The sequence below is a fragment of the Limoniibacter endophyticus genome, from assembly GCF_014652835.1.
Taxonomy (GTDB): Bacteria; Pseudomonadota; Alphaproteobacteria; order Rhizobiales; family Rhizobiaceae; genus Limoniibacter; species Limoniibacter endophyticus.
Genome location: NZ_BMZO01000008.1, coordinates 166388 through 180635, shown reverse-complemented (window position 1 = coordinate 180635; position 14248 = coordinate 166388). Strand labels below are relative to the sequence as shown.

The 14248-nt window shown below is 56.7% G+C and carries 16 protein-coding genes; 6 read left to right on the top strand and 10 right to left on the bottom strand.

Features of this window, described 5'->3' with window-relative positions:
• Nucleotides 1-393, top strand: coding sequence for a GFA family protein (locus IE151_RS12865; RefSeq protein WP_189490797.1), 393 nt, complete (start codon nt 1-3; stop codon nt 391-393).
• On the opposite strand, the gene IE151_RS12860 is transcribed toward IE151_RS12865, so the two are convergent.
• From IE151_RS12860 to IE151_RS12850, 3 genes are all read right to left on the bottom strand, one after another.
• Complete coding sequence (locus IE151_RS12860) at nt 390-935, bottom strand: DNA-3-methyladenine glycosylase (RefSeq protein ID WP_189490795.1); 546 nt, start codon at nt 933-935, stop codon at nt 390-392. The genes IE151_RS12865 and IE151_RS12860 overlap by 4 nt on opposite strands.
• 66 nt (nt 936-1001) lie before the next feature.
• Nucleotides 1002-1505, bottom strand: a complete 504-nt coding sequence (locus IE151_RS12855; RefSeq protein ID WP_189490794.1) for a YciE/YciF ferroxidase family protein — start codon at nt 1503-1505, stop codon at nt 1002-1004.
• A gap of 31 nt (nt 1506-1536) precedes the next feature.
• A complete protein-coding gene (locus tag IE151_RS12850) occupies nt 1537-1851 on the bottom strand; it encodes a plasmid stabilization protein (protein ID WP_189490792.1) in 315 nt (104 codons plus the stop codon).
• Nucleotides 1852-1922: 71 nt separating this feature from the next.
• Here IE151_RS12850 and IE151_RS12845 point away from each other — a divergent pair, with 71 nt between their 5' ends.
• Entirely contained in the window at nt 1923-2459 is a 537-nt protein-coding gene (locus IE151_RS12845) for a gluconokinase (protein WP_189490790.1), read from the top strand.
• On the opposite strand, the gene IE151_RS12840 is transcribed toward IE151_RS12845, so the two are convergent.
• The 4 genes from IE151_RS12840 to IE151_RS12825 form a co-directional block, all read right to left on the bottom strand.
• Nucleotides 2443-3720, bottom strand: coding sequence for a four-carbon acid sugar kinase family protein (locus tag IE151_RS12840; protein WP_189490788.1), 1278 nt, complete (start codon nt 3718-3720; stop codon nt 2443-2445). The two genes, IE151_RS12845 and IE151_RS12840, sit on opposite strands and share 17 nt — an antisense overlap.
• Nucleotides 3721-3722: 2 nt before the next feature.
• Complete coding sequence (locus IE151_RS12835; protein ID WP_210310892.1) at nt 3723-5006, bottom strand: RuBisCO large subunit C-terminal-like domain-containing protein; 1284 nt, start codon at nt 5004-5006, stop codon at nt 3723-3725.
• 9 nt (nt 5007-5015) lie between these two features.
• Complete coding sequence (locus IE151_RS12830; protein WP_189490786.1) at nt 5016-5555, bottom strand: VOC family protein; 540 nt, start codon at nt 5553-5555, stop codon at nt 5016-5018.
• 130 nt (nt 5556-5685) lie between these two features.
• The gene (locus IE151_RS12825) at nt 5686-6702 is read right to left on the bottom strand and encodes a TRAP transporter substrate-binding protein (protein WP_210310893.1); all 1017 of its coding nucleotides are present in this window, start codon (nt 6700-6702) and stop codon (nt 5686-5688) included.
• 90 nt (nt 6703-6792) lie between these two features.
• On the opposite strand from IE151_RS12825, the gene IE151_RS12820 reads away from it, so the two are divergent.
• From IE151_RS12820 to ligD, 3 genes are all read left to right on the top strand, one after another.
• On the top strand, nt 6793-7839 hold the full coding sequence (locus IE151_RS12820; protein WP_189490784.1) for a LacI family DNA-binding transcriptional regulator: 1047 nt from the start codon (nt 6793-6795) through the stop codon (nt 7837-7839).
• A 263-nt stretch (nt 7840-8102) separates the two neighbouring features.
• Nucleotides 8103-8918, top strand: a complete 816-nt coding sequence (gene ku, locus IE151_RS12815; RefSeq protein ID WP_189490774.1) for a non-homologous end joining protein Ku — start codon at nt 8103-8105, stop codon at nt 8916-8918.
• Between the two features lie 3 nt (nt 8919-8921).
• Complete coding sequence (gene ligD / locus IE151_RS12810) at nt 8922-11414, top strand: DNA ligase D (RefSeq protein ID WP_189490772.1); 2493 nt, start codon at nt 8922-8924, stop codon at nt 11412-11414.
• Here the strand turns inward: ligD and ku (IE151_RS12805) are convergent, their stop codons facing one another.
• Nucleotides 11415-12221 (bottom strand): non-homologous end joining protein Ku, encoded by an 807-nt coding sequence (gene ku, locus IE151_RS12805; RefSeq protein WP_189490770.1) that lies wholly within the window; start codon nt 12219-12221, stop codon nt 11415-11417.
• Nucleotides 12222-12365: 144 nt separating this feature from the next.
• Here ku (IE151_RS12805) and IE151_RS12800 point away from each other — a divergent pair, with 144 nt between their 5' ends.
• Complete coding sequence (locus tag IE151_RS12800; RefSeq protein WP_189490768.1) at nt 12366-12818, top strand: GNAT family N-acetyltransferase; 453 nt, start codon at nt 12366-12368, stop codon at nt 12816-12818.
• A 63-nt stretch (nt 12819-12881) separates the two neighbouring features.
• Here the strand turns inward: IE151_RS12800 and IE151_RS12795 are convergent, their stop codons facing one another.
• A complete protein-coding gene (locus IE151_RS12795; RefSeq protein WP_189490766.1) occupies nt 12882-13073 on the bottom strand; it encodes a CsbD family protein in 192 nt (63 codons plus the stop codon).
• Between the two features lie 73 nt (nt 13074-13146).
• Complete coding sequence (locus tag IE151_RS12790; RefSeq protein WP_189490764.1) at nt 13147-14136, bottom strand: acetyltransferase domain-containing protein; 990 nt, start codon at nt 14134-14136, stop codon at nt 13147-13149.
• Nucleotides 14137-14248: the final 112 nt, after the last annotated feature.

The window sequence follows — 14248 nt, the reverse complement described above, 5'->3', positions numbered from 1 at the left end:
ATGGAGCGTTTTGAAGGGGGATGCCTGTGCGGAAAAGTTCGCATAGTTGCGACCGGTAAACCGAACAGGGTAGGCATTTGTCACTGTCTCGATTGCCGCAAAGTGAGTGCTGGACCTTTTCACGCGTCCGCGATCTTCCCGCAGGAGGCGGTGACAATCAAAGGCGAAACGCGTGCCTATAAAGGGCGTCACTTCTGTCCCGACTGCGGCTCCTCTGTTTTCGGCCGCAGCGACGACGAAGCCGAAATAAGCCTTGGCGCGCTGGATGAGACGAACCAGTTCGAGCCGACTTATGAATTGTGGACCATACGCCGTGAGGCCTGGCTTCCTCCATTACCGGTCAAGCATCATTACGAGCGCGACAGGACCTCCAAGCGTCTGCGCGAGGATTAGAACTTCCGGCTCCAGAACCGGGAACCAGCGAGTCCGAAACGCCACGGTAGATCGAGTGCCTTGGTGATGCCGATGCGCGGTCCGGCAACGACGGGCTGTGCGACATCCGCTAAACGCAACTCGAACGGCGGCGCGTTTAGAGGCAGTCCGTCCTGGTCGATGGATATGCCCAATGCCTGACAAAGCTTTCCAGGACCGGAACAGAGGAGACGAATATCCTCTGCCCCGCGTCGCATTTCCATCATTTGCACACCCATGCTCGGTTGCAGTGCCCGGATAAGCACGGCGGATCCCTTGCGGGTCACGATGTTGAGGCACCAATGAATCCCGTAGGAGCGGTAGACATAAGCGTGCCCAGCCGGGCCGAACATGGCCTTGTTACGTGGCGTTTCGCCGCGAAAGCTGTGTGAGGACGGATCGTCGCGATCATAGGCCTCGACTTCGACAATCAGCCCGCCAACACCGTTAAAGCTCAGGCTAGCGCCGATGAGTGCAGGCCCAACCTTGGCTGGCTCGCGGTTAAAAAAGGAAAGATCAAGCAAAGCAAAATCCGGACATGAACAAGCCGGAGCGCAAAGCGCCCCGGCCCATCTTTAGCTGCTTTAACCTTAGGCCGCCATGCGGTTCACATGGCTTTCCGCTACCTTCGTCAGCTTTGCGTCGGTTGCCTTCTCTTCCTCGAGATTCTGTTCGAGCAGACGGGCGACGTCGCTACGGCCAAGCTGCTTTGCCCAGGCGATCAACGTGCCGTAGCGCGTGATCTCATAATGTTCTACGGCCTGTGCGGCAGCGATCAACGCTGCATTCAGCACTGTTTCGTCCTCAACCTCCCCGCTCACCTCCTTGGCTTCTTTCAAAATACCGTCGATTGCGGGGCAATTCACTTCCTTGGCCTTTTCGCCATACAGCTCGAACACCTGTTCGAGACGCTGGATATGTCCCTCGGTCTCACGCAGATGCAGCTCGAAACCTGCCTTCAGCTCGGCATCCTTGGCCATGTTGATCATGTCCGGCAAATGATCCCGTATCTGATGCTCGGCGTAGTATATATCGCGCAGCGTATGCACGAAGAGATCATCCATATCTTTGATGTCTTTTGAAAAGAAACCCATTTTAGCCTCCTGATTTGACTCTGTTTTCGCCTTAGCTGTGAGCGTGGGATGCGTTGCGCTTGCGCGTTGCGGCGGCCTTCTTGGCCGATGCCGATCGTGCCGCGGCAGAGCGGTTGGCGGATGCTTCTCCACCCTTTTTGCCGCCCTTATGCGATGCCGGATGCCCGGTCTCTTTTCCACGACCGGAACCGGATTTCTTCCCACCGCCATCGTCCTTGTTAACGGTGGCCCAGGCGCGGCGTTCCGCTTCCTTGGCGGAAACGCCCTTGTCCTCGTAATGCTCGGCGATATGATCTGCCTTGCGCTCCTGCTTATCGGTATAAGCGGATTTGTCACCGCGTGGCATGAGAGGTCTCCCTTTGTTTGCCGTTGCGATGCTTAGGGAAGTCTCGCGAGACGATGAGGTTCCGAGATAATATGACTTTGGAATATAATTTCGGCCATCGGCTACGTGTCGTGGTCATGGGCGTTTCCGGCTGCGGCAAATCATCGGTCGGCGCAGCCTTGGCGGACGCTCTTGGCCTCTCCTATCTGGAGGGCGACAGCCTGCATCCTGACGAGAATATCGAAAAAATGATGCAAGGAGTTCCACTGACGGATGATGATCGCTGGCCCTGGCTGGATGAGATCGGGGAAAAGCTGCGCAATGCCCCGCCTCCCGGTCTCATCGCTTCATGCTCGGCCTTGAAGAAGAGCTACCGCACCAGATTAAGGGCGTCTGCTGGCGACCCTCTTTATTTCGTCTATCTCCACGCAAGGCGTGAAACGTTGATCGAACGCATGCAAATGCGAACCGGGCATTTCATGCCGGTGTCCATGCTGGACAGCCAACTCGCCGCGCTGGAACCACCACTTGGTGAACAGGACGTGGTCGCAGTCAATGTCAATCAATCGTTGGAATCGGTCATTAAATATGCTGCGGCAGAACTGAAAGAGATCATGCGTCCGTCCTAGAGGCAGCGGTCATTTCCGTCGTTTCGAGAAAATCCTGGAAAAGCGTTTCAGAACCCATTTGCCCGCCTTTGAGCATCATAAGCATCCCGTCGCGCGCCGCGTTCTCATTTCGGCCTTTGACAATTGCCACACCATCGCTGATCGCCCCGGCATAGCCCAGCCCCCAGAAGCCAAGCGCCTTGACCACGTGGCTCGACGTATCACCACCAGCCACGATCAGGCGGCGCACTGGCTGCTCGTGGATGATACGCGCAGCCAGTTCCCCAGTCGCTCGTGCAAGTCCCTCACTCGAACGCAATCCGCCCTTATCAGCAGGCGCAGTGGAGAGGAAAACGCTTTCTCCCCACCTGAGATGACGCGACGCCTTGCAGGCGAGCTTTCCACGTTCATCGTCGGAAAAAATCTGCTCCGGCGTAACGTCCATATGGACATAGCCTTTCGCGGCGGCTTTCTGGCGCTGGGTTAATTCGGAAAGACTTCCGGCAATCGCCAGAACCGGGCCTTCTTCCACGAGCGGCGTCACTTTGATCGGTACGACGATGCGTTGAAAGAACCATGCTTCGGCGACACTGCTTGCACCCAGGACAACAAGTGGCGTTTCCTGCGCCGCGTCGCGAAGACATTTTCCAGCGAAATCAATATGGCTTTGCGCCAGCCCGTCGAACAAAACGGGGGTATCGAAGCTCGGCATCTCCTCTGCTTCAATCTGCACCCGATCGCATAGAGCGATATTATCATACCCTTGGTTTGCCAGATGCAGCCGTATATCGGCCTCGTGCATGGGTGTTGAAGGATGACTGCTCATCACGGGGTGCCGATCGATCCGAAACACTTCACCGCTCTTGCCGCCGCGCGCAAAAAGGTTACCGAAGGCACAATACCTCCCGAGCGATGGCTGCCCGCCGATAATTGCGGTCCGCGCGTCCCTGAAGCGCTTCTCGAAAATGTCGAGCGCCACGGCGAGATTCCCAATGTCCGGCGCGCTGTCGAAGGTCGAGCAGCATTTGTAATGGACAATGCGAACACCATACTCACGCAAAAAAGCGGCAATAGGATAAAGCTCCTCGCGCATGGCATCTGGCGCCATGCTTCGCGCAGCCCCGGCAATGCCTATGGCTTCGAGTTGCCCTACGGCATCAAGCTTGGTCTTGTTTGGGATACCCAGGTAGAGAAATGCTTTGACGCCCCGGCGGCATAGAGTAGCCAGCGTATCGCTTGCTCCCGTAAAGTCGTCACCGTACCAGCCGTAGCGCGCGTGCATGATCAGACAGCTCCGAAGAAATCGAGGGCTTCTCGCAAGGATGCAGCCGTTTGGGCCCGCTTTTCAAGCGTTTCTCCGGCGCGCATAGCTGCAAACGCCTCACGAATGCTTTCGATCCCTGCCGAGGGACCTCCCGGATGGCCCATGACGCCGCCCCCTGCCATAAAAAGCACATCCTCCGACTTGATCGCATCCCACGTCGCCGGCACCGTACCCGCCCACTGCCCTGAGGAAAAGGCGGGCAAGACACGATCATCTATTCCGTCGGGCGTAAGCTTTGAGAGGCAGGCTTGCGCGCCCTCTATGACCTCCGCGTCAGGCTGTGCGAACTTCCCTTTCAACCCGTGGACATGCATGTGATCAACGCCTGCAAGTCGCCACAAGGTCTGATAGGCGGAAAAGCCGATGCCAAGGGCCTCATGTCGCGAAAAGGCGCCATAGCCGTTTCTGTGACCATGCAGAACGAGATCAGTCGAGCGACGCAGCGTCTCGATTGCAGAGAAGCCGCACCAGTTGAGGCTGGCCATGACGCAACTGCCACCTTCCCTGGCTACCAGATCGGCATGCCTGCGCATTGCATCTGTTTCATCCGTTATATTGAATGCAACCATTACCTTGCGGCCAAGCTTGTCCTCGCGCTTGCGCACCTCGGCCATCACTGCCGGGATGCGTTCAGCCAACGGCGCGTGCACCGGATCCGCGGCAATCTCATCATCCTTTATGAAGTCGATGCCGGCCTCACAAAGCAGGCCGACAAGCCTGGCAATCTCATCCGACGACAGGCCGACATTGGGTTTGATAATCGAGCCAACCATCGGGCCACTCGGCACACCCAAAAGAGCGCGAGTGCCTGCCACGCCCTGCGAGGGTGTACAAAATTGTTCACGGAAACGCCGTGGCAGGGAAACTGTCTCCAACCGAAGCCCCGTCACCTCGCCCAGATCAAACAGATTGCCTGCCACTGTAGCGGCGAGCGTTGAAAGATTGGCTCCAACATTGGCAACAGGAAAGCGGATTGTCACATGTGCGCGGCGGAACGGCCCGCCTATCGCCTTGCGCTCCAACCATGCGCTGGGCATCGAAGCCTGTCCGACCGGCTCCACCTCTTCCACCGAAACGATGTCGGCGCGGGCTCGAGCACGCAAATCATCATTTTCGCCTGGAACGCGGATGAAGGTTCCACAAGACTGCTCACCCGCCATGATCTCCGCCACCTTTTCAGGATCGAGCGGTGTTTCGATCAGATAGCTGGCCTCGAAATGCTCATCATTCACTCTTGCATTCATTCCATGCACTCAAAGTTTCGAGAGGTCCGGAAACGGGCGAACCGGATCGCTGCCATTCCAGTCTTCGGACGCTTTGCGGATCAGGTCGAACATCTTGCCCTTCGGCCCCTTCACTTCAGAAAGCTCGATGACGGTGCCGGGGTGGAAATGCGTGTCGAAATAAACGAAACGGCCGTTCACTCCAACTTCCCCGGCCATGACCTCGACGAAACCTTCCCCCTTCAGGCGTGCGAGATCTTCGTCATAGGTCTCCGTCCAATATGCAACATGCTGCAGACCGGTATGGCCAGCAAGGCGGAAGTCGCGATACATGGAGGGAACGTCGTTACGCGTCTGGATCAGTTCGATCTGAAGATCGCCGGAATTGGCCAGCGCCACAGAATTATGCGGCTCGAACCGTTCGCCATTGTAGCGATAATTCCTGATCGGCACGCGCTCATTGTAAAAGAACGGCCCGACACCCAGCACATCGCTCCAATGACGCATGGCAGCCTCGATATCGTCGACGACATAGCCTGCCTGACGCACTTTCCCAAAAAAACGGCTCATACTGCTTTCCGATAATTTGCTTGAATAACCTCCGGCAGAAACGCCGGAGGTTGTGGTGACGAGTGATGCATCAAAGGACGAGCGGGCCGCCCGATCACGCATCAGCAGGCGGGAACCGGATCCGATCATCTCACGCGAGCTGACCGACAACGCCTTCAAGATGCCCCCAGGCCGCCTCGCCGAACTTTTCCTTCCAGGTGGAGTAGAATTTTGCCTCGCGCAATTTGGCACGGAAACTCTCCGTATCCACTTCGTTGAAGGTCATGCCGTTCTTTTCCAACTCCGCTCGCACACCCTCGTTCAGCGCCTTGATGTCGTTGCGCTGCTGCTTGCCGGCTTCATTCAGCGATGTCGTTACGATGCTACGCAGATCATCCGGCAAAGAATTGAGCTGACGCGAATTGGCGATAAACCAGTAACCGTCCCAGATATGGTTCGACACGGCACAGTTCTTCTGCACTTCGTAAAGCTTGGCCACGCTGATGATGGGCAGCGGATTTTCCTGCGCATCGACGGTCTTCGTCTGCAAGGCCGTATAGACCTCCGAGAACTGGATTGCAGCCGGCGCAGCATCCAGCGCCCGGAACATGTCCACCATCAACGGCGCAACCGGAACACGTATCTTGATTCCCGCCATGTCTTTCGCATCAGTAATGGGATCGCCGCTATTGGTGATTTGGCGGAAGCCATTGTCCCACATGACGTCGAGCGCTTCGATCTGCCCGGGCTTCTTGATTTCATCGCGAATGTGATCGCCCACCGGGCCATCCATCGCCGCCCAGACCTGCTCATAATCCTTGAACGCAAAGCCGACGGCATTGATTGAAGCCACCGGCACCAATGTCGAAATCACCAGCGAAGACGGCGTGAAGAAGGTGATGGCACCATTACGCACCTGCTGGAGCATGTCCGTGTCGCCGCCAAGCTGGTTCGACGGGAAAATCTGCAGCTGCACCTTGCCATCCGTCTCTTTCGCGATTCGATCGGCGGCTTCCTGCGCACGAATATGAAGCGGATGGGACAGCGGCAGATTGTGCCCGTAGCGCAGATTATGTTCTGCGGCCTGAGCCTTGCCGATATTAAAAAGCGTCACAGCAGCCGGTGCGGCTGCGAGACCTTTCAGAACCGTACGGCGGTTCAATTCCATGGTCATGATCTCCTCCCGAAATTTCTCTTCCCATTTATGAAAATCAATCATAGAAATGATGGCGTCAAATCGAATTTTTGATGGATTTTGATGGATATTTTGTCTTCTGATGCCAACAGGCGAACGACGATAGCGGATATTGCGCGTGCCGCAGGCGTATCTACCGCCACAGTCGACCGCGTCCTGAACGGTCGCAGCGGGGTGCGCGCGCCGACCCTGAAGCGCGTAATGGATGCGGCATTCTCGCTTGGTTACGTTGATGAGACGACAACCAGCGAGAGTACGTCACGCACATTGCGAATTTCGTTTCTTCTCCCTGAGGGCACCAATCGCTACCTTGGTATGCTCGGGCGCATGATTGTCGAACAGTCGGCCGCCTTGGCGAAACAGGGCATCAAGCCGGTAGTAGAATACATCAAAAGTTTCAGCCCCGAGATTCTCGCCTCCGCACTCATTCGCCATGGCAAACAATCGGACGGCATCTGCTTTATGGCGTTGGAGCATCCTGCCGTTCGCGAAGCGGTCAATACGCTCGCCGAACGTGGGATACCGACGGTTACCATCATCTCCGATCTCGGAAATGCGGCCCGCAGCTTCTACCTCGGCCTCGACAATCGCTCGGCGGGTCGTCTTGCCGGAGATCTGATCGCGCGATTTCTCGGCCTTCAACCCGCAAAGGTCGCCATGATCGCCGGCAGCCTGAGCTATCGTGCTCACGAAGAACGAGAAATGGGTTTTCTGCATATCATGCAGGAGATGCATCCGCAGATCGAAGTTGTCGGTCTTCGTGAAGGGCATGACGACGAAGCGATGAATTATCGCCAGATGCGGATGCTCCTATCCCAGCATCCCGATCTGAAAGGCATTTACAATATTGGCGGCGGCGCAAGCGGCGTAGGCCGTGCATTGAAGGATGCCATGCGTGCGGAAGATGTCGTCTTCATCGGCCACGGCCTGACACCGGATACTCGCGCCTATCTCATCGATGGTACGATGGATGCCGTCATCACGCAAAATCCGGGTGACACGATCGCCCGCGCGGCAATTATCTTCACAAGATTGCTGCTGGCACGCGAAGGGGCGCCACTCGTCGAACCGCTGCGCAGCGAAGTCATCTTCCGCGAAAATCTCCCCTAAAATCATCGCGAACTTCGGCAATTTCCGCTGTCCGTAGACAGATAGGAGATTTGCCAAGGCCAAGGCCCGATATTGTGCCAATCCAGTTAATATGTGCGTATCTCATCCACCGCGATAAGGACCTGATGGAAAAGATCGCTAACACCATCTCCCGCATCCACGAACAGGAGGAGCGGTCAGGCAGTACGTCTGGCAGTCAACTTCTGGAACGATCGCGCCTTCAATGACGTTTCATCCGCACAACTCTCGCGGAAAATGATCTCATGGCTCCACGTGCGAACTGGAAAGGTACTCTGACCGTCGCCGAGCTTTCATGCCCGGTTGCGCTCTACACGGCAGTCTCGCAGTCCGATCGCATCAGCTTCCACATGCTCAATCGCAAGACCGGCAATCGCCTTTCGCGCGAATATATCGACAGTGAAACGGAAAAGCCGGTCGAACGGGAGGATCAGGTCAAGGGGTATGAAACCGGCCAGGACGATTACATTGTCCTGGAACCGGAAGAAATCGCGGAAGCCGTGCCCAAAAGCGACAAGCGACTCGACGTGGATGCCTTTATCCCTTGTGACCAGATCGATCACCGCTTTTTCGACAAAGGCTATTATCTCGCCCCAGACGGTGCGGATGCCCTTGAGGCATATGCCCTCATTCGGGAGGGCATGTCGTCTAAAAATGTCGCCGCACTTGCTCAAACTGTTCTTTTTCGCCGGTTGCGTACGGTTCTCATCCGCCCGCACGAGAAGGGCCTGATCGCGACGACATTGAATTTCGATTATGAAGTCCGTCCGGCAGAAGAGATCTTCGACGGCATCAAGAAGCGCAAGATCGGTAGCGAAATGCTCGATCTCGCCAAACACATCATAAGTACCAAGGCGGGTAAATTTAACCCCGGTGATTTCCACGATCGCTACGACGCTGCATTGGCCGAACTTGTCAAGGCCAAGCAGGAGGGCCGAAAGATAAGGCCGCCGAAGCAGAAGAAGACAGCCGACGTCGTTGATCTGATGGAGGCCCTTCGCAAGAGCGCGGGCAAGACCGCTCCCGAAAAGAAAACAACGCCCAGACGCAAAGCGAGCTAGGGAATGGCGCAGCTCGAGACTTATCGCCAGAAGCGCGATTTCAAGAAAACCAATGAACCGCGGGGACGTAAAGCCAGAGCAAGCGGCAACACCTTTGTCATTCAGAAACATGATGCGACCCGGCTGCATTACGATTTCCGGCTTGAGATGGATGGCGTCCTGAAAAGCTGGGCAGTGACAAAGGGACCAAGCCTCGTCCCGGATGAAAAACGTCTCGCCGTCCATGTCGAGGATCATCCGCTGGACTACGGCTCCTTTGAAGGAACCATTCCCAAGGGCGAGTATGGCGGCGGAACGGTAATGCTATGGGACCGCGGCACATGGGAGCCGCTCTACGATGCCCGGAAGGGCTATCAAAAAGGCCACCTTGAATTTGAGCTGCACGGAGAAAAGCTGGCCGGTCGCTGGCATCTGGTGCGCATGAACGGTAAGCCCGGCGAGAAACGCGAGAACTGGCTTCTTATCAAAGGTGATGACGAAGTCGCACGTGGTCCAAAGGATAAGGACATTCTCGAAGAGGTGCCGGATTCGGTATCGACCGGTCGAACCCTTGACGAGATCGCGCAGGAATCGCCCGGATGGTCCTCCAGGACCGGCAAGATCGCTGAAAGGCCAGCGCAGAAGGCGGCGAGAAAACTGCCCGCCGGCAAAGCGCAGAAGCTGCCGGAATTCATCAAACCGGAACTTGCGACGCTTCGCGCCGAACCGCCTGCCGGACCGGGCTGGATTCATGAAATCAAGTTTGACGGCTACCGGCTGATGGCGAGAATAGAAGATGGTGACGTGCGTCTCCTCACCCGCAGCGGCCTCGATTGGACCGAGAAATTCGGAATGGAACTGCGCAAGGCGTTTGCGGCCCTGCCGCTGCAAACAGCGATGGTCGACGGTGAACTCGTCGTTGAAGGCAATGGTGGGGCATCCGACTTCTCCGCTCTACAGGCGGATCTAAGCGAAGGCCGCAACGATCGCTTCATCTTCTATGCGTTCGATCTGCTGCACCTTGACGGACGCGACTTGCGAAATGCGCCATTGAGCGAGCGCAAGCAAGTCTTGAAGAAATTGGTAGGAGACGCTGAAAAGATTCTCTTTTCGGATCATTTCGATGATGATGGGGATATGGTCCTGCGTCACGCATGCCGTCTGAGTCTCGAAGGCGTGGTGTCGAAACGGGTCGACGCGCCCTATCGCTCTGGCCGCACCCGCGACTGGATCAAGTCCAAATGCAGCGCGCGTCAGGAATTTGTCATCGGCGGATACGTCCTGTCCTCTACTTCCGACAAACTCATTGGATCACTGATTCTCGGCTTGCATGAAAACGGCAAGCTGCGGCATGTCGGACGTGTCGGAACCGGTTTCACCCGGTCGATCGCTGGCGGTCTCTTCAAGCAGCTCGAGGCGCTCCGCACGGATAAAAATCCATTCGATGGGAAGTTGACTGGACCTGAGCGGTCAGGCGCCATTTTCGTCAAGCCTGAGAAAGTGGCGGAAGTCGAGTTCCGCGCCTGGACCGGTGACGGACATTTGCGCCATGCAAGTTTTCGGGGACTGCGCGAGGATAAACCCGCGGAGGAAATCGTGCGCGAGAAACCGCAAACGGAAACGGGGGCTGAAAGCATCCCGAAAAGTAGCGTGAAACTCTCCAATCCAGATCGCGTCTATTGGCCCGACGAGAGTGTCACGAAAGCTGATCTGGCCGATTATTACGCGCATATCTGGCGCTTCATCGCTCCCCATATAACCGGACGTGCACTCGCCCTGCTGCGCTGCCCGACCGGCATCACTGGCCAATCCTTCTTCCAGAAACACGCCTGGAAGGGCATGAACAAGAAAATCAGGACGATTACCGATCCAAAGCACCGAGACGATGAACCCTTGGTCCATATTGCCGACCTCGACGGCCTCCTCGCTCTGGTGCAATCAGCCGCGCTCGAAATACACCCCTGGGGCTCGACCATCGACAAATGGGAAAAACCCGATCGCCTCATTATCGACCTTGATCCTGGGGAAGGCACTGGCTGGGAAGATGTCATGGCCGCAGCGCAGGACGTCCGTGAGCGCCTCGCGGGGGCTGGCTTGGTGCCCTTCCTGAAGACCTCCGGTGGAAAGGGGCTGCACGTGGTTGCGCCGCTTGAGCCGAAGGCGACGTGGCCGACGCTCAAGCGCTTCACCAAGGCATTGGCCGATATAATGGCCTCCGATGATCCGGACAGATATGTGTCGACCATCACCAAGTCGAAGCGCAAGGGCAAAATCCTTATTGACTACCTGCGGAACCAGCGCGGCATGACGGCTGTAGCGCCCTATTCGAGCCGTGCCCGGCCCGGAGCGGCGGTTTCCATGCCCTTGAACTGGGAGGATCTCACTTCCGACATCGGCCCGGCATCCTTCACCATCCAGAACGCGCCGGATCACGTTTCATCCAGAAACGACGATCCATGGGAAGGTTTTTCTGCCCAAAGCAGGCCGCTACCCGACGTGAAAAGCCTGAAGGGCTGATCAGGAGGACTTGCCCTTCTTTTCCGCCGCTATGCTCTTCTTGAGCGCGTCCATGATGCTGATGACATTGCTCGGCTTCTCCTCCTGCTTTGCAGCCGTCTTCTTTGCAGGCTTCTTGCGGCCCTTCTTCTTGGCGGCAATAATGTCCTTGAGCTTGGCCTGGACCGGATCGGAAACCATGTCGGGCGACCATTTCTTCATCCGCGCGTCGATAAGCTTGCGAACGAGTGTCATCTCTTGCTTCTTCGGCCTGTCGTCATCCTCGGCAAAGTAGTCGGTTTCATCACGCACCTCGTCGGCATAATGCAATGTCCAGACAACGATCCCTTGCTCATAAGGCTTGAGAAGAACGGCACGTTCGCGACGATACATGACAAGCCGCGCGATGCCCGCGGTCTTGGTCGCTTCCATAGCGGCGCGAATGACCGAAAAAGCCTCCTCTCCCACAGCGTCGCTGGGCGCCAGGTAATGCGGCTTGTCGTACCAGATCCACTCGATACTATCGACAGGGACGAAGGTCTCGATATCGATGGTACGCGTGCTTTCCAGTGCCACCGCCTCGATTTCCTCTTCCTCGAGCATGATATGCTCGTCCTCGCCTAGGGGATAACCCTTTACCTCATCATCCTCATCGACCGGCTTGTGGGTGACCGAATCGACGTAGCGGCTGGCAACGCGATTTCCCGTTTTTCGATTAAGGGTGTGGAAGCGTACTTTTGCGGAATCGCTGGTGGCAGGTGTCATCGTGACCGCGCAGGTGACAAGCGAAAGTTTCAGATAGCCTCTCCAGAAGGGTCGAGGAGCCATGCAAATCCCTCCAAAGCGAAGAAACGGCGTTCCTGCCTCTCTCGTTCCCGTTGATCGAAAAGACCGATTGATGCATGAAGAGCACCATTACCGGAGACAAGACCAATGTGGCGACAGATGCGACCCGAAGACATGGATGGCATAATGGCTGTCAGCGACATTGCCTTCCCGGATTATCCCGAAGCGCGCCATTATTTCGAAGAACGTCAGCGCCTGAGTCCGGATACCTGTTTCGTGAACAGCGACGATGGTGGCTTCGTCAAAGCCTATCTCGTTTCCTACCCATGGAAATGGCGGAATATTCCAGCACTCAATACCCCGCTGGGCGAACTGCCGCAAAAGCCGGAGTGCATTTATATTCACGATCTTGCACTCCATCCCGATCTGCGCGGCAGCGGAGCCACAAGACAGGTCGTCACGATGCTTAAGGAAGCTGCTTTGTCGCGCCGCTTGCCAAGGATCGCCCTCATGGCGGTCAATGGCTCAGTTCCCTTCTGGGAAAAACATGGGTTTGTCGTGCAAGATGACGAAACACTCGTATCGCAGACCGCAAAATACGGGGCGGACGCACGTTACATGAGCCTCGATATCTCATAAGACCAAGGCCGCCGCATTTCTGCGGCAGCCCTGTTGCAGTATTTCTATAAGGAGTGGGCCTGCTCAGGCCCGGTCGACAATGTTTTTGACTTTCTGCTTTGCTTCGCCCTTGGCTTGCTGAGCGTGGCCTTTTGCTTCTTGTGCTGCACCTTTGGCGCGCATTTCATTATCGTCCATCGCCTTGCCAGCAGCCTGGCGTGACTTGCCGGCGACTTCATTGGCCTTGCCGGAAACCTTATCAGACATGCTACCCATGTGCGTTTCTCCTGTTTTTCCCGCTTTATTGCCGGTGTGGGAGAATAACGAGACCGCGCCCGCATCGTTCCGATTAATTGGAAGGAAGCTTGAGTTGCTCGGTTTGCAGGCTGCATTGATTGGCGACTCTTACGATATTTTCCTGAGCAGCAAGATCATCTTGCCGCTGTAGCTGCTCGAACAAGGAAACATCCGCCTTGAAGCGATCGAGCATGCAACCGCAATAAGCTGTACAGAATGCGCCGTCCCGCTCCTGTGTGCATGTTCGCATGCACATGGAACTGAACTCCGTTTCGCTGAACCTGACCGGCGGTGGCGGCACAACCTGCGAGAAAACCCAGACGAAACCGATCAACACCGGTTGATGGACGAGATAAAACAGAAGGCTATGCCTGCCCGCGGTTTCGAGCGGCTTCAAGGCCTTGGCCACCCCGACTAACGACAAGCGCTCTGCCAGACCGAACTCCAGCGCCAGTTTCGTGGCAGCGATGCCGGCTAGGACGGCAGCAAAGAATGGAAAGAGCGGCACCAGATCATTGGAGCGCGGCGCGCGCTCGGCAAGGCCCGTCCACGCCAGGTAACGCGGATCGAAAAAGTCTGACGAGGCGTAAAACGGCAGCACCGCCACGATCACAGCCGCAACCGCCACAATGACCGGCGGCAGCCGAAGAAAGAGCAAACCAAGCAGGCTCGCCAGCGCGATATGGTGCAGTATGCCGAAGAAAATGTAGGTTGGCGGCGTCAGAAAATATGTCGCGACGGTGATGAGCAGGGCTGCGACCGCCACCATCCAGAATCGCTTCCAGAAGCCCTGCCAGCGAATGCCATTGCCATGCGCCAGAATGAGGCTCACCCCCACGAGAAAGAGGAAACTCGTGGCGATCAGCCGCGCGAATATCCGCCAGCCGCCGGTAATGGCCAGATCTGGCGCAACATAGCCGAAGAAACTCAAGTCCCAAGTGAAATGGTAGATCGCCATGGCGACAAGGGCGAGCCCCCGCGCAACGTCTATGGAGGCAATACGTGGCATGCGAAGCGGCTTGAAGGGCTGGTCGGCATTCATCGGCGGGCACTCACGGATCATAGTCTAAGCTAAGGCATGCGCCCCGCCCCGCGGGAGTGCAAGTGCGTTGATCCAGCTTTGCACCATTATACCCAAAGGTGGCAAGTTTCGT

Coding starts and splice junctions, on each gene's coding strand:
- IE151_RS12825 (WP_210310893.1), bottom strand. CDS start 6,702: ATGGAATTGAACCGCCGTACGGTTCTGAAAGGTCTCGCAGCCGCACCG.
- IE151_RS12800 (WP_189490768.1), top strand. CDS start 12,366: ATGGCTGTCAGCGACATTGCCTTCCCGGATTATCCCGAAGCGCGCCAT.
- IE151_RS12795 (WP_189490766.1), bottom strand. CDS start 13,073: ATGGGTAGCATGTCTGATAAGGTTTCCGGCAAGGCCAATGAAGTCGCC.
- IE151_RS12820 (WP_189490784.1), top strand. CDS start 6,793: ATGGATATTTTGTCTTCTGATGCCAACAGGCGAACGACGATAGCGGAT.
- IE151_RS12865 (WP_189490797.1), top strand. CDS start 1: ATGGAGCGTTTTGAAGGGGGATGCCTGTGCGGAAAAGTTCGCATAGTT.
- ligD (WP_189490772.1), top strand. CDS start 8,922: ATGGCGCAGCTCGAGACTTATCGCCAGAAGCGCGATTTCAAGAAAACC.
- IE151_RS12850 (WP_189490792.1), bottom strand. CDS start 1,851: ATGCCACGCGGTGACAAATCCGCTTATACCGATAAGCAGGAGCGCAAG.
- IE151_RS12840 (WP_189490788.1), bottom strand. CDS start 3,720: ATGCACGCGCGCTACGGCTGGTACGGTGACGACTTTACGGGAGCAAGC.
- IE151_RS12830 (WP_189490786.1), bottom strand. CDS start 5,555: ATGAGCCGTTTTTTTGGGAAAGTGCGTCAGGCAGGCTATGTCGTCGAC.
- ku (WP_189490774.1), top strand. CDS start 8,103: ATGGCTCCACGTGCGAACTGGAAAGGTACTCTGACCGTCGCCGAGCTT.
- IE151_RS12835 (WP_210310892.1), bottom strand. CDS start 5,006: ATGAATGCAAGAGTGAATGATGAGCATTTCGAGGCCAGCTATCTGATC.
- IE151_RS12855 (WP_189490794.1), bottom strand. CDS start 1,505: ATGGGTTTCTTTTCAAAAGACATCAAAGATATGGATGATCTCTTCGTG.
- IE151_RS12845 (WP_189490790.1), top strand. CDS start 1,923: ATGACTTTGGAATATAATTTCGGCCATCGGCTACGTGTCGTGGTCATG.
- ku (WP_189490770.1), bottom strand. CDS start 12,221: ATGGCTCCTCGACCCTTCTGGAGAGGCTATCTGAAACTTTCGCTTGTC.
- IE151_RS12790 (WP_189490764.1), bottom strand. CDS start 14,136: ATGAATGCCGACCAGCCCTTCAAGCCGCTTCGCATGCCACGTATTGCC.